This window comes from Enterobacter sp. MGH120 (assembly GCF_001037725.1).
In the GTDB taxonomy this organism is placed as follows: domain Bacteria; phylum Pseudomonadota; class Gammaproteobacteria; order Enterobacterales; family Enterobacteriaceae; genus Enterobacter; species Enterobacter hormaechei_C.
Map to the genome: position 1 here is coordinate 3,489,517 of NZ_KQ089940.1, position 22,376 is coordinate 3,511,892.

Below are 22,376 nucleotides of genomic sequence, written 5' to 3' on the forward strand. Positions count from 1 at the left end.
TATATGATAAAAACCACGCAGGATCGCCAGATGCTTCACCCCGTTCAGCTCTTCAAAACCCTCTCCGACGAAACGCGCCTCTCCATCGTCATGCTTCTGCGTGAAGCGGGCGAGCTGTGCGTCTGCGATCTCTGCTCCGCTACCAACGAGCCGCAGCCGAAAGTCTCCCGCCACATGGCCTTACTGCGCGAGGCCGGGCTGGCCATCGACCGTCGCGAGGGTAAGTGGATCTACTACCGTCTCTCTCCCAACATGCCTGCATGGGCGGCAACCGTTATCGACACCAGCTGGAACTGCCTGCGGGAAGAGACGCGTATGAAGCTGAAAAACCGACTTCCGGGCTCGTGCTGACCAAAACACATTCACAATAACAGATATAACGGAGTAAAAGATGTTTCTGGCAGGGGCTATTTTTCTGTTTACGCTGGTACTGGTTATCTGGCAGCCCAAAGGGCTCAGTATCGGCTGGAGCGCCACCATTGGCGCCGTGCTGGCGCTGATGAGCGGCGTGATCCACATCAACGATATCCCTGTGGTATGGAATATCGTCTGGAATGCGACGGCAACGTTCATCGCCGTCATCATTATCAGCCTGCTTCTGGATGAGTCCGGCTTTTTCGAGTGGGCCGCGCTGCACGTTGCCCGCTGGGGAAACGGTCGCGGGCGATTGCTGTTTACCTGGATCGTGCTGCTGGGCGCAGCCGTGGCGGCGCTGTTTGCCAATGACGGCGCGGCGCTGATCCTCACCCCTATCGTCATCGCTATGCTGCTGGCGCTGGGGTTCAGCAAGCAGGCTACGCTGGCGTTCGTGATGGCGGCGGGATTTATCGCCGATACCGCCAGCCTGCCGCTGATTGTCTCCAACCTGGTCAACATTGTGTCGGCGGACTTCTTTAAGCTGGGCTTCAGCGAATACGCCTCGGTGATGATCCCGGTTGATATCGCTGCGATTGCCGCAACGCTGGTGATGCTGCATCTGTTCTTCCGAAAAGAAATTCCCCACGAATATGACCAGGCAAAACTCCGCGAGCCCGCACGGGCCATTCACGACCTGCCAACGTTCAGAACGGGCTGGATCGTGCTGCTGCTACTGCTTGTCGGTTTCTTTGTGCTTGAACCTCTGGGTATCCCGGTCAGCGCTATCGCAACAACTGGCGCGCTGATTTTGTTTGCCGTTGCTAAACGCGGGCACGCCATTAACACTGGAAAAGTGCTGCGCGGCGCGCCGTGGCAAATTGTTATCTTCTCGCTGGGGATGTATCTGGTGGTGTATGGCCTGCGCAACGCCGGGCTGACGGAGTCTCTTTCAGGCGTTCTTGATCACTTAGCCGGATACGGACTCTGGATCACCACGCTGGGAACCGGATTTATCACCGCCTTCCTGTCATCCATAATGAACAATATGCCAACGGTGCTGATTGGCGCGCTCTCCATTGAGGGTAGTGCTGCAACAGGGTTGGTTAAAGAGGCAATGATTTACGCTAACGTGATTGGCTGCGATTTGGGGCCGAAAATTACCCCCATAGGAAGTCTGGCTACCCTGCTCTGGCTCCATGTGCTGGCACAGAAAAACATGACTGTTACCTGGGGCTACTACTTCAGGACGGGCATCATAATGACCCTGCCGGTTCTCTTTGTGACGCTCGCCGCACTCGCGCTACGTCTCTCCTTCACACCATAATGAGTCACTGATATGAGCTACATCACCATTTATCACAACCCCGCCTGCGGCACGTCGCGCAATACGCTGGAGATGATCCGCAACAGCGGTACGGAACCAGAGATTGTCCTCTATCTGGAAAACCCGCCGTCACGCGATCAACTGACCAGGCTGATTGCAGACATGGGGATTTCCGTGTGCGATCTGCTGCGCAAAAACGTCGAGCCTTATGAGCAACTGGGCCTTGCCGGGGGAAATTTCACCGATGACCAGCTTATCGATTTCATGCTGCAATACCCCATCCTGATTAACCGTCCGATTGTGGTGACACCGCTGGGCACCCGTCTGTGCCGTCCTTCTGAAGTCGTTCTCGACATCCTTCCGGACGCGCAAAAAGGGGCATTTACAAAGGAAGATGGCGAAGTCGTCGTTGACGCCAGCGGGAAAAAAATCTCCCGACAATAAGCGTAGCCGGGGCGAGTGCTATCAGACGGTATCCTCGCCTGCAATCCGCCCCACCATCACCCGGATCTCCTCCCGGGTTAACGGCGACCGATCGGTCACAAAATGCAGCGTCATCCCCTCGATAAACGCATCCAGCGCGCGGGCGGTGGCCGGATCAAACCACTGCTCCAGCGTAGCCTGGCTCATCTTCATCCAGTCCTGCATCACCGTTTTCAGCGCGGCGCTGCGGTGCATAAACGCGTACAGCTGATACATCAGCGCCATATTGTGTGGCGTGGTCACGGCTGAACTGTGGATCAGCGTGGTAATGGCCTCGCACGCCCTCTCGCGCCCCGTAACCCCCGCGAAGAAATCCCGGTACTGCTGAGACATCTGCTGCGTAAACCACGTGAATGCCTCCTCCAGAAGCGACTCCATCCCGTCGAAATAGTAGGTCATCGACCCCAGCGGCACGCCTGCGCAGGTGGCAATTTTGCGGTGCGTGACGGCATGAATACCGTGCTCAGCAATGGTGTCCAGCGTCGCCTGGAGTATCTTCTCGCGGCGGTTAGGGTCGTTCGGTGGTCTGCTCATAAAATCCTCATCCGGTTTATGTACAAATGTACACAAAGTTGCTAGTGTTGTCGCTATTGTTGTACTTCTGGTGCTGATCCCAATGACGCTAACTTCTCCTCGCAAAGCCCTGCATCTGCGCATGTGGGCGCTATTTATGTTCTTCTTCATCCCCGGGCTGCTGATGGCTTCCTGGGCAACGCGCACCCCGGCAATCCGCGATACGCTATCCGTTTCGACGGCGGAGATGGGGATCGTGCTGTTTGGCCTGTCGATTGGCTCGATGAGCGGCATCCTCTGCTCGGCCTGGCTGGTGAAACGCTTTGGCACGCGCGCGGTGATCCGCACCACCATGTGCTGCGCCGTGGTGGGAATGCTCGGTCTGAGCGTGGCGCTGTGGTTCGCCTCGCCGCTGATGTTTGCCCTTGGGCTGATGGTATTTGGCGGCAGCTTTGGTGCGGCGGAAGTGGCCATTAACGTCGAGGGGGCCGCCGTTGAACAGGCGATGAACAAAACGGTGCTGCCGATGATGCATGGCTTTTACAGCCTCGGCACGCTGGCGGGCGCGGGCATAGGGATGGCGCTGACGGCGCTGGGCATTGCGGCCAATGTGCACATTTTACTCGCGGCGCTGGTCTGTATTATCCCGATCCTCACCGGCATCAGGGCTATTCCCGCTGGCACAGGACAAAATGCCTCGGACGAACAGAAGTCTGCGGCAAAAGGGTTGCCCTTCTATCGCGATTTCCAGCTGATGCTGATTGGCGTGGTGGTACTGGCGATGGCGTTTGCTGAAGGCTCCGCCAACGACTGGCTACCGTTGCTGATGGTAGACGGGCACGGATTTAGCCCCACCTCCGGCTCGCTGATTTACGCCGGGTTCACGCTCGGCATGACCGTCGGACGCTTTACCGGGGGCTGGTTTATCGACCGTTACAGCCGCGTGGCTGTCGTCCGTGCCAGCGCCCTGCTGGGTGGGCTGGGCATCGCGATGATTATCTTTGTGGATGTGGACTGGATTGCCGGCGTGTCGGTGATCCTGTGGGGACTGGGCGCCTCCCTTGGCTTCCCGCTGACCATTTCCGCTGCCAGCGATACCGGCCCCGACGCGCCGACGCGCGTGAGCGTCGTGGCGACCACGGGCTACCTCGCTTTCCTGGTGGGCCCGCCGCTGCTTGGATTCCTCGGTGAGCACTACGGGTTACGCAGCGCGATGCTGGTGGTATTAGGGTTAGTCATTATTGCCGCCCTGGTGGCGCGAGCGGTGGCAAAACCGGAAGCAGAAACAACGTCAATGGAGAAGGGATATGAGCGTTAAACTGATTGCAGTCGACATGGATGGCTCCTTCCTGAGCGATGCGAAAACCTATAACCGCGCGCGTTTTCTGGCGCAGTACGCGCGCATGAAAGCGCAAGGCATCCGTTTTGTGGTCGCCAGCGGAAACCAGTACTACCAGCTGATCTCATTTTTCCCGGAGATCGCCCATGAAATTGCCTTCGTTGCCGAAAACGGCGGCTGGGTGGTGGATGCGGGCGAAGACGTGTTTAACGGCGAACTGTCGAAAGAGCATTTTCTGACCGTCGCCACCCTGTTAAACGACGTGCCCGGCATTGAGATAATTGCCTGCGGAAAAAACAGCGCCTACACGCTGAAAACGTATAACGACCTCTTCAAAGAGATTGCTGCGAAATACTATCACCGCCTTGAAAGCGTCAGCAGCTTTGACAACCTCAACGATATTTTCTTCAAATTCGGGCTAAACGTCTCTGACGACGAAATTCCGCGCATTCAGGCGCTGCTGCATGAGAAGCTTGGCGACATCATGGTGCCGGTGACCACGGGACACGGCAGTATCGACCTGATTATCCCCGGCGTACACAAAGCTAACGGCCTGCGGATCCTGCAAGCGCGCTGGGGCATTGAGGACAGTGAAGTGGTGGCCTTTGGCGACAGCGGTAACGACGTGGAGATGTTGCGCCAGGCAGGGTATGGCTTCGCGATGGCCAATGCCAGACCGCACATTAAGGCGGTGGCCCGCTATGAAGCGCCGAACAATAATGACGAAGGGGTGCTGGACGTAATTGATAGGGTGCTGGACGGGGAGGCGCCGTTTAATTGATTCCGTGCGCTCTGGTGCCCTCACCCTAACCCTCTCCCACAGGGAGAGGGGACTGTCCCGAGCTCGCCCACGGGGGAGAGGGAATAAGAATTACGGTTGCAGGGCGTTTCCGACGCGTTTGTCTTTCAGGAATACCACCATCAGGGCAATCCACAGCACGCCGTTGGCGAGGTTAAACAGGCTGAACAGTCCGTTACCGCCGAAAGCATAGGCATGCTTGCTCACCTCAATACCGACGGTGAAAATCAGCATTTGCAGCATCCCCATCGCGGCAGACACCGTGCCTTTACTCATTTCACTGGCGAACAGCGTCAGGCGCACCAGGCCAGCATTCGCCACGCCAATACCAAACGCATAAACGCTCAGCCCCGCCGTCATCCACAGGTACGCATGGGACGAGACTACGGTCGCCACCGCCGCGATAATCAGCCCTGCCGCTATGGGCCAGCCACCCATAATAATCAGCGAACGCACGGTACGTCGCGACGTCAGACGCGCCAGCACCAGGTTATCGATAATCAGCGCGCCAAAAATCGGCACCTGTAACAGGCCATACTCATAGCTGCTAAGCTGTTCGCCGCTGATGATAATGACCGGCGACTGGGCAATCCACGCCAGCAGCGGCAGGCTGACAAAGCCCGTCGCCAGCGCGCCCGCGACAAAACGGCCGTTTTGCAGCACCGCCTTATAGTCACGCCCCAGCTCTTTAAGCGAGAGCTTTTCGCCCAGGCGGGTGGCGGTCTCCGGCATCGCACGGTGCAGCCCAAAGAAAGAGATGGCCGCAAGCGCGGCAAAGAGGACGAACATCCCTTCCCACGGCGCAACGTGGACCCATGCGGCTCCCACCAGCGGCCCCAGAAGCGGCGCAATCAGCGCCACGTTCGCCATCAGCGCGGTTATTTTGATACATACCGCCTCCTCAAACGACTCCTGAATAGCGGCGTAGCCCACGGCGCCAATAAAGCACAGGCTCACGCCCTGAAGGAAACGCAGCAGCGTGAATTGCTCAATGTTCTGCGCCAGCAGCGTGGCGAGACAGGTGACGATAAACCACACCACGCCCGTCAGCATCACCGGGCGGCGGCCAATACGATCCGACAGCGGCCCTAAAAGCCACTGTAAAAACATGCCGCCCGCCAGATAGGCGGTCATGGATGTAGGTACCCACTCAATACCTGCGTTGTACTGCTCAACCACAGCCAGCATGCCTGGCTGGATCATGTCGTTGCCGATGTAGGTAGAGAATTCGTAAAGCACCAGACACAGAGGAAAAAGTAACGCCTGACGACCCAGACGATTACCGGAAGAAGAACGGTTTATCATGCAATCTCTTTAGTATGAAAAAATCGCGATGAGTGTAATGAATTGCCGCTGTCTGAGATAGCATAATCACGTGAAAACACAGAAATAAGGCACTTATCGTTGTTGTTTAAGGTTTCCTTAAGTTGCCCTCCCTATGATAGTGCTATTTCACGTTATTGACCGAAACTATGACACACGCCGTCAGCCCTTCAGAATTATCTAAGTTACCGACAAATAAGACAAAAAGCCTTTACCGTTTGCCTGCCCGCTTTTATGGTTATCAGCTTTTCGGGCTGATCGTCCTTGCGCTGCTTTTTACCTGGCTTTCGCGCGATGAATCGCTTGACCGATGGATAACCGGCTTCTGGTATGACGCGGCGACGCACCATTTCCCGCTACAGCAAAACCCGCTGCTGGATCTGCTGAACCATCGGCTGGCGAAATATGTGACCATTGCGCTGGCTGCCGCATCGCTGATTTACGGCGCTTACAAACGCAATGCCCGGCTGGTGACGGCCGCGCTTCTGATGGGGCTGGGGGCGCTGGTAGTTGGGGTGCTGAAAAGCATAAGCCACCACAGCTGTCCGTGGGATCTGGTGGAGTATGGCGGCAAAGCCGTCTCGTATCCCCTGTTCAGCGCCGTTCCGGCAGACAGCGGACCGGGACGCTGCTTTCCCGGCGGCCACGCCTCAAGCGGGTTTATGGTGATGGGGTTGTTTTTTGCCTTCTGGCGTGAACGTCCGCGCCTGGCCTGGTCCTTTGTCGCGTTAGGCGTTGTTATGGGGCTGCTGATGGGATTCGGGCAGGTCATGCGCGGCGCGCATTTTTTCTCTCACAACCTGTGGGCCGGGTGGTGGGTCTGGTTTTCCCAGGTGCTGGTTTACGGGCTGGTTTCCACCTGGTTTGCTAAAGAGTAACGAGATTATGTTAGAAAATCTGAACTACGAACTGTTTTACCTGCTCAACGCCACGCCAGCATCACCGGAATGGATGATCGATCTCGCCACCTTCATTGCGAAAGATGTGATCAGCATTGTACCGGCGCTGGCGGTGATCCTCTGGTTATGGGGACCTCGTACACAGGTCACCGCCCAGCGCCATCTGGTGATCAAAATGGCGATGGCGATCGGCGTGAGCGTGCTGGCAAGCTACGTGCTGGGCCACGCCTTCCCGCACGATCGTCCGTTTGTCGATCGCGTCGGCTACAACTTCCTGCACCATGCGCCGGATGACTCGTTCCCGAGCGATCACGGCACGGTGATCTTCACCTTTGCGCTGGCCTTCCTGTTCTGGCATCGCCTGTGGTCTGGCATGGTGCTGATGGGGGTGGCGGTCGCCATCGCCTGGTCCCGCGTCTACCTGGGCGTGCACTGGCCGCTGGATATGGTCGGCGGTTTCCTGGTGGGGCTGATGGGCTGCGTCAGCGCAGCCATCCTGTGGAGCCTCTTTGGTCCGGCGCTTTATCGTGGATTATCACAGGCCTATCGCGTTCTGTTTGCCCTTCCGATCCGCAAAGGCTGGATACGTGACTAACCCCGGTCCGTCAGGTTACACTTGAGCCCCCGCCCTGCGGGGGCTCACTTTTTTAGCCCGAGGATCTATGGAAACACGTCGCGATGACCGCATTGCTCAGCTGCTTCAGGCGCTGAAGCGCAGCGATAAGCTGCATCTTAAGGAAGCCGCTACCCTGCTTGGCGTGTCTGAAATGACCATTCGTCGCGATCTGAACAGCGACAGCGCCCCCGTTGTGCTGCTTGGCGGGTATATTGTTCTGGAGCCGCGTAGCGCCAGCCATTATCTGTTAAGCGATCAAAAAACACGCCTGGTGGAAGAGAAGCGCAAAGCCGCGCGGCTCGCCGCCTCGCTGGTGCAGCCGCATCAAACGCTGTTTTTTGACTGCGGTACGACAACCCCGTGGATCATCGAGGCCATCGACAGCACCGTTCCCTTTACCGCCGTCTGTTATTCGCTAAACACCTTCCTGGCCTTGCAGGAGAAACCGGCGTGCCGGGTGATTTTGTGCGGCGGCGAGTTTCATGCCAGCAACGCCATCTTCAAGCCGCTGAATATTCAGGACACGCTGAGCAATGTATGTCCGGATATCGCCTTTTACTCTGCGGCGGGTGTGAATGTGAAACAGGGGGCAACCTGTTTTAATCTTGAAGAGTTACCGGTGAAACAGTGGGCGCTCAACGCCGCACAGCAGCATGTGCTGGTGGTTGATCACAGTAAATTTGGCAAGGTTCGTCCGGCAAGGATGGGGGAACTGTCGCGCTTTGACGCCATCGTCAGTGATTGCCGCCCGGATGACGAGCTGGTGTCGTATGCAAAGGCGCAGCAGGTGAAGTTGATGTATTGAGGTTATGCCGGGTGGCGCTTCGCTTACCCGGCCTACAACAGCTCGAACGAAGGCCGGGTAAGCGCAGCGCCACCCGGCAAAAACCTAGCTGAACCAGCTGCCAAACCAGCCGTGGAACTTCATTAACACAAAGTCCCACATCCGGCTGAAGAAGCCCCCCTCTTCCACCGCTTCCATCACCACCAGCGGACGCTGCTCAATGGATTTGCCGTTAAGCTGGAAATCTATCGTCCCGACCACCTGGCCTTTTTTCAACGGCGCGGTCAGCTGTGGCTCGGTCAGGGTATAGCTGGCTTTCAGGTTTTTCAGCTGACCGCGTGGAATGGTGACGGACCCCGCTTCACCTGCCCCCAGGTTCACTTCACTTTTATCCCCAAACCAGACGCGCTGGCTGACGAAGGTGGCGTCCGGCTTAATCGGCGTGACGGTTTCAAAGAAGCGGAAACCCCAGGTCAGCAGTTTTTCGGATTCATTAAAACGAATGCGGTCGGTTTTCGTCCCCAGCACCACCGAGATCAGGCGCATGTCGCCCTGCGTCGCAGAAGCCACCAGGTTGTATCCGGCCCCGGCGGTCGTCCCCGTTTTCATGCCGTCCACGTTAACGTTACTGCTCCAGAGCAGACGGTTACGGTTAGGCTGGCGGATATTGTTGAAGGTAAACTCTTTCTCTTTATGGATGGCGTACTCATCCGGCACGTCATGGATCAGCGCTTTGCCCAGCAGCGCCATATCGCGCGCGGTACTGAACTGACCGGGCGCATCCAGGCCGTGAACGGTTTTAAAGGTGGTGTTGGTCAGACCCAGTTTTTGCGCGTAGCCATTCATCAACCCAATGAATGAGTCCTGACTGCCTGCGACGTAATCGGCCAGCGCAATACAGGCATCATTTCCCGACTGAATAATGACCCCTTTATTCAGATCGGAAACGGAGACCTGATCGCCGGGCTTCAGGAACATGACGGACGAGCCGCGCAGCGCCGGGTTACCCGTCGCCCAGGCATCTTTGCCGACGGTGACCATGTCATCCAGCTTGATCTTGCCCGCTTTCAACGCCTGGCCGACAACATAGCTGGTCATAATTTTCGTCAGGCTCGCCGGGTCGAGTTTTTCGTCGGCGTTACCTTCCGCCAGCACTTTCCCGCTGGCGTAATCCATCAGGATCCAGGCGCGCGCATCGACAGGCGGCGCTTCGGGCGCCGTCTGTTCCGCCGCATGGAGCGTTGGGGCAAAAAGGAAAAGCAGCGCCGAGCCTGCCGCCAGGCTGCGCAGAGAAGAAGTTTTTTGCGTCATAAATGCCACCCGAGTGTCCATTCTAAAAATCACGTCACAATCACCGTGTCGCAAGAAGCGATGAGTAATAGCGCACTACAGCGTTCAAAGAAACCTGTTCCAGGTAAAGTTTTTAAAGTTTATGCAATAACATTCAGATACGCTTTGATTGCGGCGTTTTTTTTAGCATCTGTTGCGTAATTGTTAGGTTTATCTCACCATGGCGAAAAGCTGACTCGGATTCACATCTCATCGGGAGTAAATATGATTACGCTGTGGGGCAGGAACAATTCGACTAACGTGAAGAAAGTGCTCTGGACGCTGGAGGAACTGGATTTACCGTTCAACCAAATCATGGCTGGCATGGCGTTCGGGGTGAATAAAGACGCCGACTATCTGGCGATGAACCCAAACGGACTGGTGCCGTTGCTGCGCGATGACGAGACAGACGCCACGCTGTGGGAGTCCAACACCATCGTGCGTTATCTCGCCGCGCAATACGGCCAGGGTCGCCTGTGGGTGGAAAATCCGGCCCGGCGCGCGCAGGGCGAAAAATGGATGGACTGGGCAAACCAGACGCTTTCCCCCACGCACCGGGTGATCCTGATGGGGCTGATCCGCACGCCGGAAGCCGAACGTGATTATCCCGCCATTCATGTCGCCCAGGACGCCTGCGAATCCCTGTTCGCGATGATGGACGACGAACTGGCGAAGCACACCTGGTTCTCCGGCGACACCTTCGGCGTGGGTGATATCGCCGTCGCCCCCTTCGTCTGGAACCTCACTAACATGGGTCTCAACTGGACCCCGCGCCCTCACCTGGAGCGCTGGATCCAGCAGCTTAGCGAGCGCCCGGCGTATCGCAACGTGGTGATGATCCCGGTGACCTGATTACGACCCGGACGGGCTGACTTTCAGCAGCTGCCCGTCCGTCTCGTCAGTCAGCACGTACAGATAGCCATCCGGCCCGACGCGCACATCGCGAATACGCTGATCTTTATCGCCCAGAATGCGTCCGTCCTCCGTCACGGTATTGCCCTTCACGCTCAGCACAATGACGTCTTTCTCCTTCAACGCGCCGATAAACAGCTTGTTTTTCCACTGCGGGAAGACGTCGCTGTTGTAGAACGCCATGCCGCTGACGGCGGGCGATACTTTCCAGACAAACAGCGGTTTTTCGGTGCCCTCAACGTGCTCGCCTTTCGCTTCCGGGATTTTCAGGCCGCTGTAATTAATCCCGTGCGTCGCCAGGGGCCAGCCGTAGTTTTTGCCCTTCTCAGGAATGTTAATCTCATCCCCACCGCGTGGTCCGTGTTCGTTGAGCCACAGCGTGTCGCTCCACGGATTCATCGCCATCCCCTGCGGGTTGCGAATGCCATAGGACCAGATTTCAGGGCGCGCACCGGCGGTGTTCACAAACGGATTATCCGGCGGCACTTTTCCGTCCTCCGTCAGGCGCACCACCTTGCCCTGAAGCTTGTCCAGCTCCTGCGCCGTCGGGCGCTGGTTGTTTTCACCCAGGCCAATAAAGAGATAGCCTTTGCCGTCGAACACCAGCCGTCCGCCAAAGTGGTTGCCGGTAGAGAGCTTCGGCATCTGTCGGAACACCACCTGGAAGCCCTCAATGCGCGAAATGTCATCGCTCAACCGCCCGTAGCCCACGGCGGTACCCGCTTTGCCATCATTACCTGCCTCGGCGAAGCTGAGCCAGACCCGCCGTGACTGTGCAAAATCCGGGGCCAGCGCGACGTCCAGCAGTCCGCCCTGGCCGCTCGCCCACACTTTCGGCACGCCGACAATCGGATCGGAGAGCCCTTTTCCAGCCTGCCAGTGCTTAAGCTGCCCGTCTTTGAGCGTGATGAGCAGCCCCTTGTTATCTGGCAAAAACGCCAGCGACCAGGGGTGATCCAGTTTTGTCTGTAGCACGTCGACTTTAACCGTCTCAGGCGCTGCAAGCAGTGAAAGCGGGAATAACAAGACTGGAAGGAAAATCAACGAGGATCGAGGCATAACGCACTCCTTTATCGACATATGGCTTAAAGATTAGCCACTGTTCCCGGGTGCGTTACCACTTTTACAAAAGCTTAATCAGAAGGGGGAGTTGCCTCCCCCGGGTTCAGTGCCGGGCAAGCGTTTCCGGCTTGTTCAGACACATGATGCAAAGCGCGAGCGTGGTCAGGCAGTTTTCAAGCTTCTCCGCGTTAACGGCAATAAAATTCGGGCAGTCGTGACGTCCGTTCATCAAACAGACTCCGGCGATGGAGAGCACCTCGGCGGCGCGGCGCAGCGCCACTAATTCGCTTTCAGCGCAGTGCGCTTTCAGGATGGATGCTTTTTCACGCATGAAATTGCAAAGTTCAAAGAAGTTATCACGCAGATTTTCGCTTTCGCTGACTGACATATACCCTTTCGCCTTGCGGAGTTGCAGATATGCGGCCAGGTCGATTCGGGCGTTGATCAGCTTGTTAAGCAGATCGCGTTTCAGTCTGTCAACGGACATGCTACTTCCTCCCCTGTCAGCCATGTTACCTTATTAAGGATAAGGTCATTTTTTGTACAATGTAATGCCTGAGATCAATAAACGATAACTGATTAACATTCTTTACAATGTTACAACGATTGCCCGCCTCAACTGCGCCATCAAGAGTGTATAAATCCCCCGCGATACGCTGTAAAATCCCGCCCTGATAACTCCATAATTGATGAATTTTTAACCTATGAGCAATGTTACGCACCCGCCGAAAATCGGCTTTGTCTCCCTCGGCTGCCCGAAGAACCTGGTGGACTCCGAACGCATCCTGACTGAACTTCGCACTGAAGGCTATGACGTGGTGCCAAGCTACGACAACGCCGACATGGTGATCGTCAACACCTGCGGGTTCATCGACAGCGCGGTCCAGGAGTCACTGGAAGCCATTGGTGAAGCCCTGACGGAAAACGGCAAAGTGATTGTCACCGGCTGCCTGGGCGCGAAGGTGGATCAGATCCGCGAAGTGCACCCGAAAGTGCTTGAGATCACAGGCCCGCACAGCTACGAGCAGGTGCTGGAACATGTTCATCACTACGTCCCCAAACCAAAGCACAACCCGTTCCTGAGCCTGGTGCCGGAACAGGGCGTGAAGCTGACGCCGCGCCACTACGCCTACCTGAAAATTTCCGAAGGCTGCAACCACCGCTGTACCTTCTGCATCATCCCGTCGATGCGTGGCGATCTGGTGAGCCGTCCGATTGGCGAGGTGCTGGCAGAAGCCAAACGCCTGGCCGACGCGGGCGTGAAGGAGCTGCTGGTCATCTCCCAGGACACCTCCGCCTACGGTGTGGACGTCAAACACCGCTCCGGTTTCCACAACGGCGAGCCGGTGAAAACCAGCATGGTCGGCCTGTGCGAGCAGCTGGCTAAGCTCGGGATCTGGACGCGCCTGCACTACGTCTATCCTTACCCGCACGTTGACGATGTGATCCCGCTGATGGCGGAAGGCAAAATCCTGCCGTATCTGGATATCCCGCTACAGCACGCCAGCCCGCGTATTCTGAAGCTGATGAAACGTCCTGGCTCCGTGGATCGCCAACTGGCGCGCATCAAGCAGTGGCGTGAGATCTGCCCGGATCTGACCCTGCGCTCCACCTTTATTGTCGGCTTCCCGGGTGAAACCGAAGAAGATTTCCAGATGCTGCTCGACTTCCTGAAAGAGGCGCGTCTGGATCGCGTCGGCTGCTTCAAGTACAGCCCGGTTGAAGGCGCAACCGCCAACGAGCTGGCGGACCAGGTGCCGGAAGAGGTAAAAGAGGAGCGCTGGAACCGCTTTATGCAGCTGCAACAGCAGATCTCGGCTGAACGCTTGCAGGAGAAAGTGGGCCGCGAAATTCTGGTGATTATCGACGAAGTGGACGAAGAAGGCGCGATTGGCCGCAGCATGGCGGATGCGCCTGAAATCGACGGCGCGGTGTACCTGAACGGCGAAACACAGGTTAAGCCGGGTGATATTATTCGCGTGAAGGTTGAAAACGCGGATGAGTATGACCTGTGGGGTAGCCGGGTTTAAACACCCTGCTTCCCTTTTGTAGGCCGGGTAAGGCGTAGCCGCCACCCGGCACATTTCACTGCACTACCCCTTAATCCTCGGATCCAGCGCGTCGCGCAGCCCATCCCCCAGCAGGTTAAACGCCAGCACGGTCAGGAAAATCGCCAGGCTCGGGAAGATCGCCACGTGTGGCGCAATCACCATATCCGCCCGCGCCTCGTTCAGCATCGCCCCCCACTCCGGCGTCGGCGGCTGTGCCCCTAACCCCAGAAACGACAGGCTGGCCGCCGAGATAATCGACACGCCTATGCGCATGGTGAAATAGACCACGATAGACGAGACCGTTCCCGGCAGAATATGGCTGAACAGGATGGTGGCATCGCTGGCTCCCATGCTGCGCGCCGACTCGATAAAGGTCTGCTGCTTCAGCACCAGCGTGTTGCCACGTACCAGACGCGCGAAAGCGGGAATCGAGAATACCGCCACGGCGATAATGACGTTCGCCATGCCGCTGCCCATCACCGCCACCACGGCAATCGCCAGCAGAATACCGGGAAAGGCAAACAGCACGTCGCAGATACGCATGATGATGCGGTCCCACCAGCCTTCGTAGTACCCGGCCACCAGCCCCAGCACGGTGCCAATTGCTGCGCCCATCAGCACCGCGAAGACCCCGGCCGCCAGTGAGATCTGCGCCCCTACCAGCACGCGGCTAAAAATATCGCGCCCGAGCGAGTCCACGCCAAACCAGTGCATCATCGACGGACCATCGTTCAGCCGGTCGTAGTCGAAGTAGTTTTCCGCATCAAACGGGGCTATCCAGGGGGCGATAATCGCCACCAGGATCAGCAGTAACACAAACAACCCGGCGACCATAGCGACGGGCTGACGACGGAATCGACGCCAGAACTCAACCCACGGGGTGCGAATATGGTCCGGCCTGATCCCCGGCATAGCGTTTAAAATGGCCTGGCGACGCCAGTTCAGTAATCGCATCTTACTTATACCTGATGGCCGGGTTAATGGCGGCGTACAGCACATCCACCACTAAGTTGATAAGAATAAACTCCAGCGAGAAAAGCAGGACTTCAGCCTGAATAACCGGATAGTCACGCATATCGACCGAGTCGACCAGCAGGCGCCCCAGCCCCGGCCAGTTAAAGACCTTCTCAACCACGATAGAGCCCCCCAGCAGGAAGCCGAACTGTAGCCCCATCATCGTGACCACCGGGATCATCGCATTACGAAAACCATGCTTCAGAATGACCCATTTCTCACTCACCCCTTTTGCCCGCGCGGTGCGAATGTAATCTTCGCTCAGCACGTCGACAAACGAGGCGCGGGTAAATCGGGCCATAACCGCCGCAACGGCCGCGCCTAGCGTCATAGAGGGCAGAATGTAGTGCTTCCAGGTGTCGGCCCCGACGGTCGGCAACCAGCCCAGCTCGACGGAGAAAATCTGCATCAGCAGCATGCCCAGCGCAAACGCCGGGAAAGAGATGCCGGTGACCGCCAGCGCCATACCGAGCTTATCCGGCCAGCGGTTGCGCCAGACGGCGGCGACAATCCCCGCGCCCAGGCCAAAGACAACCGCCCAGCTCATACTGGCAATCGTTAACCAGAAGGTAGGCATAAAGCGGCTGGCAATCTCCTCCGACACCGGACGACGCGACACCATTGAGATGCCGAAATCGCCCTGAAGGACATTGCCAATGTAACGCAGAAATTGCCTGTACAGCGGCTGGTCAAGACCGAGCTGTTTACGCACCAGTTCAATAACCGTCGCATCCGCTTCCGGTCCGGCAATCAAACGCGCCGGATCGCCGGGCAGCATATGGACAAACAAAAACACCAGCACGGCCACAATCAGCAGCGTCGGGATAAGCCCCAGCAGGCGTTTACACACATAATTCAGCATGAGTTTTATTTCAAATCCGCGTCATCAAAGCTAAAGCCCGTATCCGGCATGATGTAAAAACCGGTCAGCGCTTTGTTGTGGGCTGAGACCAGTTTTTCCACCACCAGCGGCACCCACGGCGACTCTTTCCAGATAATGTCCTGCGCCTCTTTGTACAGGCGTGCTTTCTCTTCCGGTTTGGTGGTTTTCAGGGCATCGGCCAGATCTTTATCCACCTGCGGATTACTGTAGAACGCGGTATTGAACAGCGTTGGCGGCCAGTTCTGGGAAGCAAACAGCGGCGACAGGGACCAGTCCGCTTCTCCGGTTGAAGCCGTCCAGCCGGTGTAGAACATCCGCACGCCGCTCTCTTTCTGTCCTTTGCCTTCCACTTCCGCCGCTCGCTGTCCGGCATCCATCGCCGTAACCCTGGCTTTAATGCCCACCTGCGCCAACTGCTGCTGGGTAAATTGCAGCACCTTCTGCGCGGTACTGTGGTTATGCGACGACCACAGCGTAGTGCTAAAGCCGTTCGTATAGCCCGCCTCTTTCAGCAGTTCCCGCGCTTTCGCCGGATCGTAAGGCCACGGCTGATAGCTTTGCGCGTACTCAATGGTTGGCGGCATCACGCCCGTCGCCGGGGTGGCGTAGCCGGCAAAGGCCACCTTCACCAGCGCCTGGCGGTTAATGGCGTAGTTGATGGCTTCACGCACCTTCGGGTTATCAAACGGTTTCTGCGTAACGTTCATGCTGATGTAGCGCTGCATGATCGACGGGCTGGCCACCAGTTCCAGCTTGCTGTTTTTCGCCAGCAGCGCCGCCTGTTCGTACGGGATCGGGAAGGCAAACTGCGCTTCGCCGGTTTGCAGCATTGCGGCGCGGGTATTATTGTCCACTACCGGCCGCCAGGTGATGGTATCCAGCTTCGGCAGCCCCTGCTGCCAGTATCCGGCGAATTTTTTCACCTTCACAAAATCGGTCTGGTTCCAGGTGAGCAGTTCGTACGGTCCGGTCCCCACCGGGTGGAATCCAATCTCTTTGCCGTATTTTTTCAGGGCGGCGGGCGAAATCATCGCCGTCGCGGGATGCGCCAGGATATTGATAAACGCCGAGAACGGCTCTTTGAGGGTGATCTTCACCGTTGCCGGATCAACCACCTCGGTTTGGGCGATATTTTTATACAGGTTGTAGCGTTTAAGACCGTTTTCCGGATTGCTGGCACGATCCAGGTTGACCTTAACCGCCTCGGCGTTGAAGTCGGTGCCATCCTGGAACTTCACGCCGGTACGGAGCTTAACGGTATAGACCAGCCCGTCGTCCGACACGGTATAGCCTTCCGCCAGCACGTTTTTCAGCTTCATTTCGCGGTCCAGGCCGAACAGCCCCTGGTAGAAGGATTTTGCCACCGCCTGAGAAAGAGTGTCGTTGGCATCATACGGATCCAGGGTCGTGAAGTTAGACCCCACAGCCACCACCACATCTTTCGCCGCGAACGCGGGGGCGGCGGCCAGCGCAGCCGTCACGCTCGCGGCCAGCAGCCATTTACGAGCAACAAAAGGAACCATTGTGTTCTCCTGCCTGTTGTAAGTTATAACCGCGAGAATGCATTGCCCTGACGCGGTGGTGCGACAAAATGACCGGGTCCCACCTCACGCAGCGCCACGCGCTCCAGGGTTTCGCCCCGTTTACGAATATTGCTCGGCATTTCGTCCTGCAACAGCACGCGCTGGGCGTGACGATGCTCAGGATCGGCAACCGGTACGGCAGCCATCAGCTTGCGGGTGTAAGGGTGCTGCGGGTTTTCAAACACCGCCCGACGGGGGCCGATTTCAACAATTTGCCCCATGTACATCACCGCCACGCGATGGCTGATCCGCTCCACCACCGCCATATCGTGGGAGATAAACAGAAACGCAATGCCCAAATCCCGCTGTAAATCGAGCAGGAGATTGATAATTTGCGCGCGGATAGAGACATCCAGCGCTGACACGGACTCATCCGCAATCACCACTTTCGGATTGAGGGCCAATGCCCTCGCAATGCAGATACGCTGACGCTGACCGCCAGAAAATTCGTGCGGATAACGCCAGGCATGCTCCGACTTCAGGCCCACGCGCTCCAGCAGCCATGCGACGCGGCGCTGCGCGGCTTCACCGTCGAGCAGGTTATGCACCCGCAGCGGCTCCATAATCGAGTACCCCACCGTATGGCGCGGATCGAGCGACGCATAAGGATCCTGGAATATAAACTGAATATCCCGGCGCACCGCCTGCAATTTACTGTTAGGGAGCGTGTCGATGCGCTCACCGTTGAAGGTGATGCTCCCCTCCTGCGACGCCACCAGCCTGAGCAGCGCCCGTCCGGTGGTGGATTTACCGCAGCCGGACTCCCCCACCAGCGCCAGCGTTTCGCCCGGCCAGAGATCAAAACTGACGTTTTCAACCGCATGCACTTCGCGCTTCACGCGATTGAGGATCCCGCTACGCAGCGGGAAACGGGTCACCAGGTCACGCACTTCGAGAATTGGCCTGCCGGGAACCACCGTATCCTGTTCGGTTTCGTCTTCCTGCTGGCCCTGTTCGGTCTGTGAGAACAGCGGAAAACGGCGCGGAAAATCACTGCCATTCATGGCCCCCAGACGCGGGACCGCCGCCAGCAGCGCTTTGGTATAAGGATGCACCGGCGCATGAAAGACCTGCTCCACCGTGCCGGTTTCCACGGCATTGCCCTGATGCATAACCAGCACCCGATCGGCAATATCCGCCACCACCCCCATATCGTGGGTGATGAAAATCACCCCCATCTCCATCTCCTGCTGCAATACCTTAATCAATTGCAGGATCTGGGCCTGAATGGTGACATCCAGCGCCGTGGTGGGTTCGTCCGCAATGAGCACCGCCGGACGGCACGACAGCGCCATCGCAATCATCACCCGCTGGCGCATGCCGCCGGAAAGCTGATGCGGATAGCGGGACAAAATCGCGTGCGCCTCAGGGATACGCACCAGCTCCAGCATCCGTTTTGCTTCATTGAGCGCCTCATCACCGCTCAGTCCCTGATGCAGGCGGATAGATTCGGCAATCTGCTCGCCCACCGGAAAAACCGGGTTCAGGGAGGTCATCGGCTCCTGAAAAATCATCGCAATATCTGCCCCGCGCACCCCCTGCATCTGGGACGCACTCAGCTCGTTGAGATCGATAACCTGACGGTTGCGACGGCGCAACAGCATCCGCTCGCTGGTGACCTGCCCGCCCGTCTGCTCAAGCAGACGCATCAGCGCCAGCGCGGTAACGGATTTACCGGAACCTGATTCGCCAACAATCGCCAGCGTCTCGCCGCGCCTGAGCGAAAACGATAAATTCTGTACTGCGGGGATGAACTGCCGCTCTTCCTGAAACGCAATATTCAGTTGGTGGACAGCCAGCACTTCGCAGTTGTCCAGCTCTTCACGGTGCGGCACGCAATGCCCCCTTATTCACGATAAATGCCTGTGCTGGGCGCATCGCCGGCATACCCCCACGCCCGGTACATCCCTTCACTGTTGAACGGCAGAGCCACGTTGCCCTCCCGATCCACCGCAATTAAGCCGCCAATCCCGCCCAGCGCCGGCAGTTTCTCCATCACTACCCGCTCGCAGGCCTCACTCAGGCTTAATCCGCCGTAATCCATTAGCGCGGTAATGTCGTAGGCCGCCAGCGCGCGGATAAACACTTCGCCGGTGCCGGTGCATGACACCGCCGCGGTGGCGTTATTGGCGTAACACCCGGCCCCCGGCAGCGGGCTGTCGCCGACGCGACCGGGAAGTTTGTTGGTCATACCGCCTGTCGACGTCGCGGCGGCGAGATTACCGGCTTTATCCAGCGCCACCGCGCCTACCGTGCCCATTTTGCTGCGTTCATCGAGCGGCGCGGCATGGTCCAGCTGCGTCATCCCCGCTGTACGGGCGTCCAGCAGTTGCCGGTAACGCTCCTCGGTGGAAAAAAGATCGGGCGAGACCGTGTCCATCCCGTGCTCAACGGCAAATTTTTCCGCCCCCGCCCCGGCCAGCAGCACATGCGGGCTTTGTTCCATCACCAAACGCGCGGCCAGCACCGGATTACGCAGACGGCTGACGCCCGCTACCGCGCCCGCCTTCAGGGTGACGCCGTCCATCACGCAGGCATCCAGCTCGTGCGTTTCATCGCGCGTAAAGACCGAGCCAATACCGGCATTAAACAGCGGGCACTCCTCCAGCAGACGCACCGCTTCGGTCACCACGTCCAGCGCGCTGTCGCCCGCTTCCAGCATCCGCTGGCCTGTTTCCACAATGGCGTTCAGCGCATCAATATAACGCTTCTCCTGCTCGGGACTGAGCTGTGCACGGGTGATTGCCCCGGCACCGCCATGAATTGCGATAACCGCTTTACTCATTTCGCATCACCCATCAGCCTGGCTGGCTGCTTTTTCTATAAATATCATTATCGTCGACGAATCTTCAGATGATTTTTGAATATAGAAAGACGCAACTGTGATGTAAAGCGTACACCCATCGGGTCATACAGTTAGCCGCACTTTTCTGCCATAATGAGCGCTTTCGTTGTTACTCCGCAGGAGCCCACCATGGATTTTACCGCCGGACTGATGCCGCTTGAGACGGCACTCTCGCAGATGCTTGACCGCATTACTCCACTGCACGACGTTGAGACACTGCCGCTTGTGCGCTGTTTTGGCCGTATTGCCGCGCGCGATATCGTCTCGCCGCTGAACGTGCCGGGGTTCGATAACGCGGCGATGGACGGCTATGCCGTACGTCTGGCGGATCTGCAAACGGGTCAGCCGCTGCCGGTGGCAGGTAAAGCGTTTGCCGGGCAGCCGTTTAACGGTGAGTGGCCAGCGGGCACCTGCGTGCGCATTATGACCGGGGCACCGGTGCCAAAGGGCTGTGAAGCCGTGGTGATGCAGGAAGAGACCGAACAAACGGACGACGGCGTGCGCTTCACCGCCAGCGTCAAAGCGGGACAGAATATCCGCCACATCGGGGAAGACATTACCCTGGGCGCAACGGTCTTTGCCGCCGGGCAAAAGCTGACGGTCGCCGAACTGCCGGTGCTGGCATCGCTTGGCATCGCGGAGATTGACGTGGTCCGCAAAGTGCGCGTGGCGGTGTTCTCCACGGGAGATGAGCTACAGCTTCCGGGTCAGCCGCTGAACGAGGGGCAGATTTACGACACCAACCGTCTGGCGGTGCACCTGATGCTTGAGCAGCTGGGCTGTGAGGTGATTAACCTCGGTATCATTCCTGACGATCCGCAAAAACTGCGCGCGGCGTTTATCGACGCTGACGCCTCTGCCGACGTGGTGATCAGTTCCGGCGGCGTTTCGGTTGGCGAAGCGGATTACACCAAAACCCTGCTTGAAGAGCTGGGTGAAATCGCCTTCTGGAAGCTGGCGATTAAACCGGGCAAACCGTTCGCGTTTGGCAAACTTCCGCACAGCTGGTTCTGTGGCCTGCCGGGTAACCCGGTCTCTGCCGCGCTGACCTTCTACCAACTGGTGATCCCGCTGCTGGCGAAGCTTTCAGGCAACAATGCCAGCCCGCTGCCGGAGCGTGTGCGCGTGCGGGCGGCAACGCGCCTCAAAAAATCACCGGGCCGTCTCGATTTCCAGCGCGGCATTCTGGCGCGCAACGCCGACGGCGAGCTGGAGGTGAGCACCACCGGGCATCAGGGTTCACACATCTTTAGCTCCTTCAGTCAGGGGAACTGCTTTATCGTGCTGGAGCGCGATCGCGGCCACGTTGAGGCGGGCGAATGGGTTGAAGTAGAACGCTTTAACCACCTGTTCGGAGGCTGACATGACGGTGGAACTGAGCGACCCGGAGATGATGCGCTATAACCGCCAGATCGTGCTGCGCGGGTTTGATTTCGAGGGCCAGGAAGCGCTCAAGGCGGCCAGCGTGCTGGTTGTGGGTCTTGGCGGGCTGGGCTGCGCGGCAGCGCAATATCTGGCTGCGGCGGGCGTCGGCAGCATGACGCTGCTGGATTTCGACACCGTGTCGGTGTCCAACCTGCAACGCCAGACGCTGCACAGCGACGCGACGGTCGGTCAGCCTAAAGTGGAATCAGCACGCACGGCGCTGGCGCGCATTAACCCCAACGTTCAGTTCACCCTGATTGACGCGATGCTGGATGACGACGCGCTGTTTGCGCAGATTGCACGGCATGACCTGGTGCTGGACTGCACCGATAACGTCGCCATTCGCAACCAGCTCAATGCGGGTTGCTTTGCCCATAAAACGCCGCTGATTTCCGGCGCGGCCATCCGCATGGAGGGGCAAATCACCGTCTTCACCTACGCTGAAGGAGAGCCCTGCTACCGCTGCCTGAGCCGTCTGTTTGGCGAGAATGCGCTGACCTGCGTCGAGGCGGGCGTGATGGCGCCACTGGTTGGCGTTATCGGTTCCTTGCAGGCGATGGAGGCGATCAAAGTGCTGGCGCACTACGGCACGCCCGCAGCGGGTAAAATCGTGATGTATGACGCGATGACCTGCCAGTTCCGCGAGATGAAGCTGATGCGTAACCCGGGGTGTGAGGTGTGCAGCAAATAAAAAAGTCGGGTGGCGGCTTTGCCTTACCCGACCTACAACGGCTCGAACGGCGCCACCCGGCAACAGCGATGCAAACGTAGGCCGGGTAAGCGTTAGCGCCACCCGGCAACAGCGATGCAAACGTAGGCCGGGTAAGCGTCAGCG

The 22,376-nt window shown here is 58.0% G+C and carries 22 protein-coding genes; 12 read left to right on the plus strand and 10 right to left on the minus strand.

The features are described from left to right. Positions 1-30 precede the first annotated feature (30 nt). The 3 genes from SK54_RS16330 to arsC are packed head-to-tail and all read left to right on the plus strand — an operon-like array spanning position 31 to position 2,125. Entirely contained in the window at positions 31-351 is a 321-nt protein-coding gene (locus SK54_RS16330) for a metalloregulator ArsR/SmtB family transcription factor (RefSeq protein WP_015571018.1), read from the plus strand. Between the two features lie 40 nt (positions 352-391). Further along, positions 392-1,681 (plus strand): arsenic transporter, encoded by a 1,290-nt coding sequence (locus SK54_RS16335; protein ID WP_045343706.1) that lies wholly within the window; start codon positions 392-394, stop codon positions 1,679-1,681. A gap of 12 nt (positions 1,682-1,693) precedes the next feature. Further along, a complete protein-coding gene (arsC, locus tag SK54_RS16340; protein ID WP_015571020.1) occupies positions 1,694-2,125 on the plus strand; it encodes a glutaredoxin-dependent arsenate reductase in 432 nt (143 codons plus the stop codon). A gap of 21 nt (positions 2,126-2,146) precedes the next feature. Here the strand turns inward: arsC and SK54_RS16345 are convergent, their stop codons facing one another. Next, positions 2,147-2,698: a TetR/AcrR family transcriptional regulator gene (locus SK54_RS16345; RefSeq protein WP_015571021.1), complete on the minus strand. Its 552-nt coding sequence runs from the start codon at positions 2,696-2,698 to the stop codon at positions 2,147-2,149. An 82-nt stretch (positions 2,699-2,780) separates the two neighbouring features. Here SK54_RS16345 and SK54_RS16350 point away from each other — a divergent pair, with 82 nt between their 5' ends. Both SK54_RS16350 and SK54_RS16355 read left to right on the plus strand, forming a co-directional pair. Further along, the gene (locus SK54_RS16350; protein ID WP_017384883.1) at positions 2,781-3,995 is read left to right on the plus strand and encodes an MFS transporter; all 1,215 of its coding nucleotides are present in this window, start codon (positions 2,781-2,783) and stop codon (positions 3,993-3,995) included. Next, positions 3,985-4,797, plus strand: a complete 813-nt coding sequence (locus SK54_RS16355; RefSeq protein WP_017384884.1) for a Cof-type HAD-IIB family hydrolase — start codon at positions 3,985-3,987, stop codon at positions 4,795-4,797. Before SK54_RS16350 ends, SK54_RS16355 begins: the two co-directional genes overlap by 11 nt. Positions 4,798-4,887: 90 nt before the next feature. Here SK54_RS16355 and SK54_RS16360 read toward each other — a convergent pair whose 3' ends face one another. Then, positions 4,888-6,120: an MFS transporter gene (locus tag SK54_RS16360; RefSeq protein WP_048247603.1), complete on the minus strand. Its 1,233-nt coding sequence runs from the start codon at positions 6,118-6,120 to the stop codon at positions 4,888-4,890. A 167-nt stretch (positions 6,121-6,287) separates the two neighbouring features. On the opposite strand from SK54_RS16360, the gene SK54_RS16365 reads away from it, so the two are divergent. The 3 genes from SK54_RS16365 (at position 6,288) to deoR (ending at position 8,458) form a co-directional block, all read left to right on the plus strand. Further along, positions 6,288-7,016, plus strand: coding sequence for a phosphatase PAP2 family protein (locus SK54_RS16365; RefSeq protein ID WP_023303358.1), 729 nt, complete (start codon positions 6,288-6,290; stop codon positions 7,014-7,016). Positions 7,017-7,023: 7 nt separating this feature from the next. Beyond that, a complete protein-coding gene (gene ybjG, locus SK54_RS16370) occupies positions 7,024-7,632 on the plus strand; it encodes an undecaprenyl-diphosphate phosphatase (RefSeq protein ID WP_015571025.1) in 609 nt (202 codons plus the stop codon). 67 nt (positions 7,633-7,699) lie between these two features. Further along, positions 7,700-8,458, plus strand: a complete 759-nt coding sequence (gene deoR, locus SK54_RS16375; RefSeq protein WP_017384886.1) for a DNA-binding transcriptional repressor DeoR — start codon at positions 7,700-7,702, stop codon at positions 8,456-8,458. Positions 8,459-8,542: 84 nt separating this feature from the next. Here the strand turns inward: deoR and dacC are convergent, their stop codons facing one another. Beyond that, entirely contained in the window at positions 8,543-9,748 is a 1,206-nt protein-coding gene (dacC, locus tag SK54_RS16380) for a serine-type D-Ala-D-Ala carboxypeptidase (RefSeq protein ID WP_023296184.1), read from the minus strand. 243 nt (positions 9,749-9,991) lie between these two features. Here dacC and SK54_RS16385 point away from each other — a divergent pair, with 243 nt between their 5' ends. After that, positions 9,992-10,618 (plus strand): glutathione S-transferase family protein, encoded by a 627-nt coding sequence (locus SK54_RS16385; protein ID WP_048247604.1) that lies wholly within the window; start codon positions 9,992-9,994, stop codon positions 10,616-10,618. Here SK54_RS16385 and SK54_RS16390 read toward each other — a convergent pair whose 3' ends face one another. Together SK54_RS16390 and bssR are read right to left on the minus strand one after the other, a co-directional pair. Continuing rightward, positions 10,619-11,737, minus strand: a complete 1,119-nt coding sequence (locus SK54_RS16390) for a PQQ-dependent sugar dehydrogenase (RefSeq protein ID WP_045343711.1) — start codon at positions 11,735-11,737, stop codon at positions 10,619-10,621. A 106-nt stretch (positions 11,738-11,843) separates the two neighbouring features. After that, a complete protein-coding gene (gene bssR / locus SK54_RS16395) occupies positions 11,844-12,227 on the minus strand; it encodes a biofilm formation regulator BssR (RefSeq protein ID WP_048247606.1) in 384 nt (127 codons plus the stop codon). A 217-nt stretch (positions 12,228-12,444) separates the two neighbouring features. Here bssR and rimO point away from each other — a divergent pair, with 217 nt between their 5' ends. Beyond that, on the plus strand, positions 12,445-13,770 hold the full coding sequence (gene rimO / locus SK54_RS16400; RefSeq protein WP_017693743.1) for a 30S ribosomal protein S12 methylthiotransferase RimO: 1,326 nt from the start codon (positions 12,445-12,447) through the stop codon (positions 13,768-13,770). Positions 13,771-13,833: 63 nt separating this feature from the next. On the opposite strand, the gene gsiD is transcribed toward rimO, so the two are convergent. From gsiD to iaaA, 5 genes are read right to left on the minus strand one after another with little or no spacing between them, the layout of a single operon-like run. After that, positions 13,834-14,745 (minus strand): glutathione ABC transporter permease GsiD, encoded by a 912-nt coding sequence (gene gsiD, locus SK54_RS16405; protein ID WP_015571027.1) that lies wholly within the window; start codon positions 14,743-14,745, stop codon positions 13,834-13,836. Position 14,746: 1 nt separating this feature from the next. Further along, a complete protein-coding gene (gene gsiC / locus SK54_RS16410; protein WP_006809475.1) occupies positions 14,747-15,667 on the minus strand; it encodes a glutathione ABC transporter permease GsiC in 921 nt (306 codons plus the stop codon). A gap of 5 nt (positions 15,668-15,672) precedes the next feature. Further along, complete coding sequence (gene gsiB, locus SK54_RS16415; protein WP_032634035.1) at positions 15,673-17,211, minus strand: glutathione ABC transporter substrate-binding protein GsiB; 1,539 nt, start codon at positions 17,209-17,211, stop codon at positions 15,673-15,675. Between the two features lie 23 nt (positions 17,212-17,234). After that, positions 17,235-19,106: a glutathione ABC transporter ATP-binding protein GsiA gene (gene gsiA, locus SK54_RS16420; RefSeq protein WP_017693744.1), complete on the minus strand. Its 1,872-nt coding sequence runs from the start codon at positions 19,104-19,106 to the stop codon at positions 17,235-17,237. A gap of 11 nt (positions 19,107-19,117) precedes the next feature. Continuing rightward, positions 19,118-20,056, minus strand: coding sequence for a beta-aspartyl-peptidase (iaaA, locus tag SK54_RS16425; RefSeq protein ID WP_017384893.1), 939 nt, complete (start codon positions 20,054-20,056; stop codon positions 19,118-19,120). Positions 20,057-20,245: 189 nt separating this feature from the next. Between iaaA and moeA the strand changes: the two genes are divergently transcribed. Both moeA and moeB read left to right on the plus strand, forming a co-directional pair. Beyond that, entirely contained in the window at positions 20,246-21,478 is a 1,233-nt protein-coding gene (gene moeA / locus SK54_RS16430; protein WP_022650670.1) for a molybdopterin molybdotransferase MoeA, read from the plus strand. 1 nt (position 21,479) lies between these two features. Further along, positions 21,480-22,232, plus strand: coding sequence for a molybdopterin-synthase adenylyltransferase MoeB (moeB, locus tag SK54_RS16435; protein ID WP_017693746.1), 753 nt, complete (start codon positions 21,480-21,482; stop codon positions 22,230-22,232). Positions 22,233-22,376: the final 144 nt, after the last annotated feature.

Bases quoted from the DNA above. Each gene is read 5' to 3' on its own strand.
- SK54_RS16365 (WP_023303358.1), top strand. From the start codon at position 6,288: ATGACACACGCCGTCAGCCCTTCAGAATTATCTAAGTTACCGACAAAT.
- arsC (WP_015571020.1), top strand. From the start codon at position 1,694: ATGAGCTACATCACCATTTATCACAACCCCGCCTGCGGCACGTCGCGC.
- deoR (WP_017384886.1), top strand. From the start codon at position 7,700: ATGGAAACACGTCGCGATGACCGCATTGCTCAGCTGCTTCAGGCGCTG.
- ybjG (WP_015571025.1), top strand. From the start codon at position 7,024: ATGTTAGAAAATCTGAACTACGAACTGTTTTACCTGCTCAACGCCACG.
- bssR (WP_048247606.1), bottom strand. From the start codon at position 12,227: ATGTCCGTTGACAGACTGAAACGCGATCTGCTTAACAAGCTGATCAAC.
- gsiD (WP_015571027.1), bottom strand. From the start codon at position 14,745: ATGCGATTACTGAACTGGCGTCGCCAGGCCATTTTAAACGCTATGCCG.
- gsiB (WP_032634035.1), bottom strand. From the start codon at position 17,211: ATGGTTCCTTTTGTTGCTCGTAAATGGCTGCTGGCCGCGAGCGTGACG.
- gsiC (WP_006809475.1), bottom strand. From the start codon at position 15,667: ATGCTGAATTATGTGTGTAAACGCCTGCTGGGGCTTATCCCGACGCTG.
- SK54_RS16330 (WP_015571018.1), top strand. From the start codon at position 31: ATGCTTCACCCCGTTCAGCTCTTCAAAACCCTCTCCGACGAAACGCGC.
- iaaA (WP_017384893.1), bottom strand. From the start codon at position 20,056: ATGAGTAAAGCGGTTATCGCAATTCATGGCGGTGCCGGGGCAATCACC.
- SK54_RS16355 (WP_017384884.1), top strand. From the start codon at position 3,985: ATGAGCGTTAAACTGATTGCAGTCGACATGGATGGCTCCTTCCTGAGC.
- SK54_RS16335 (WP_045343706.1), top strand. From the start codon at position 392: ATGTTTCTGGCAGGGGCTATTTTTCTGTTTACGCTGGTACTGGTTATC.
- dacC (WP_023296184.1), bottom strand. From the start codon at position 9,748: ATGACGCAAAAAACTTCTTCTCTGCGCAGCCTGGCGGCAGGCTCGGCG.
- rimO (WP_017693743.1), top strand. From the start codon at position 12,445: ATGAGCAATGTTACGCACCCGCCGAAAATCGGCTTTGTCTCCCTCGGC.
- moeB (WP_017693746.1), top strand. From the start codon at position 21,480: ATGACGGTGGAACTGAGCGACCCGGAGATGATGCGCTATAACCGCCAG.
- SK54_RS16345 (WP_015571021.1), bottom strand. From the start codon at position 2,698: ATGAGCAGACCACCGAACGACCCTAACCGCCGCGAGAAGATACTCCAG.
- SK54_RS16390 (WP_045343711.1), bottom strand. From the start codon at position 11,737: ATGCCTCGATCCTCGTTGATTTTCCTTCCAGTCTTGTTATTCCCGCTT.
- moeA (WP_022650670.1), top strand. From the start codon at position 20,246: ATGGATTTTACCGCCGGACTGATGCCGCTTGAGACGGCACTCTCGCAG.
- SK54_RS16385 (WP_048247604.1), top strand. From the start codon at position 9,992: ATGATTACGCTGTGGGGCAGGAACAATTCGACTAACGTGAAGAAAGTG.
- SK54_RS16360 (WP_048247603.1), bottom strand. From the start codon at position 6,120: ATGATAAACCGTTCTTCTTCCGGTAATCGTCTGGGTCGTCAGGCGTTA.
- SK54_RS16350 (WP_017384883.1), top strand. From the start codon at position 2,781: ATGACGCTAACTTCTCCTCGCAAAGCCCTGCATCTGCGCATGTGGGCG.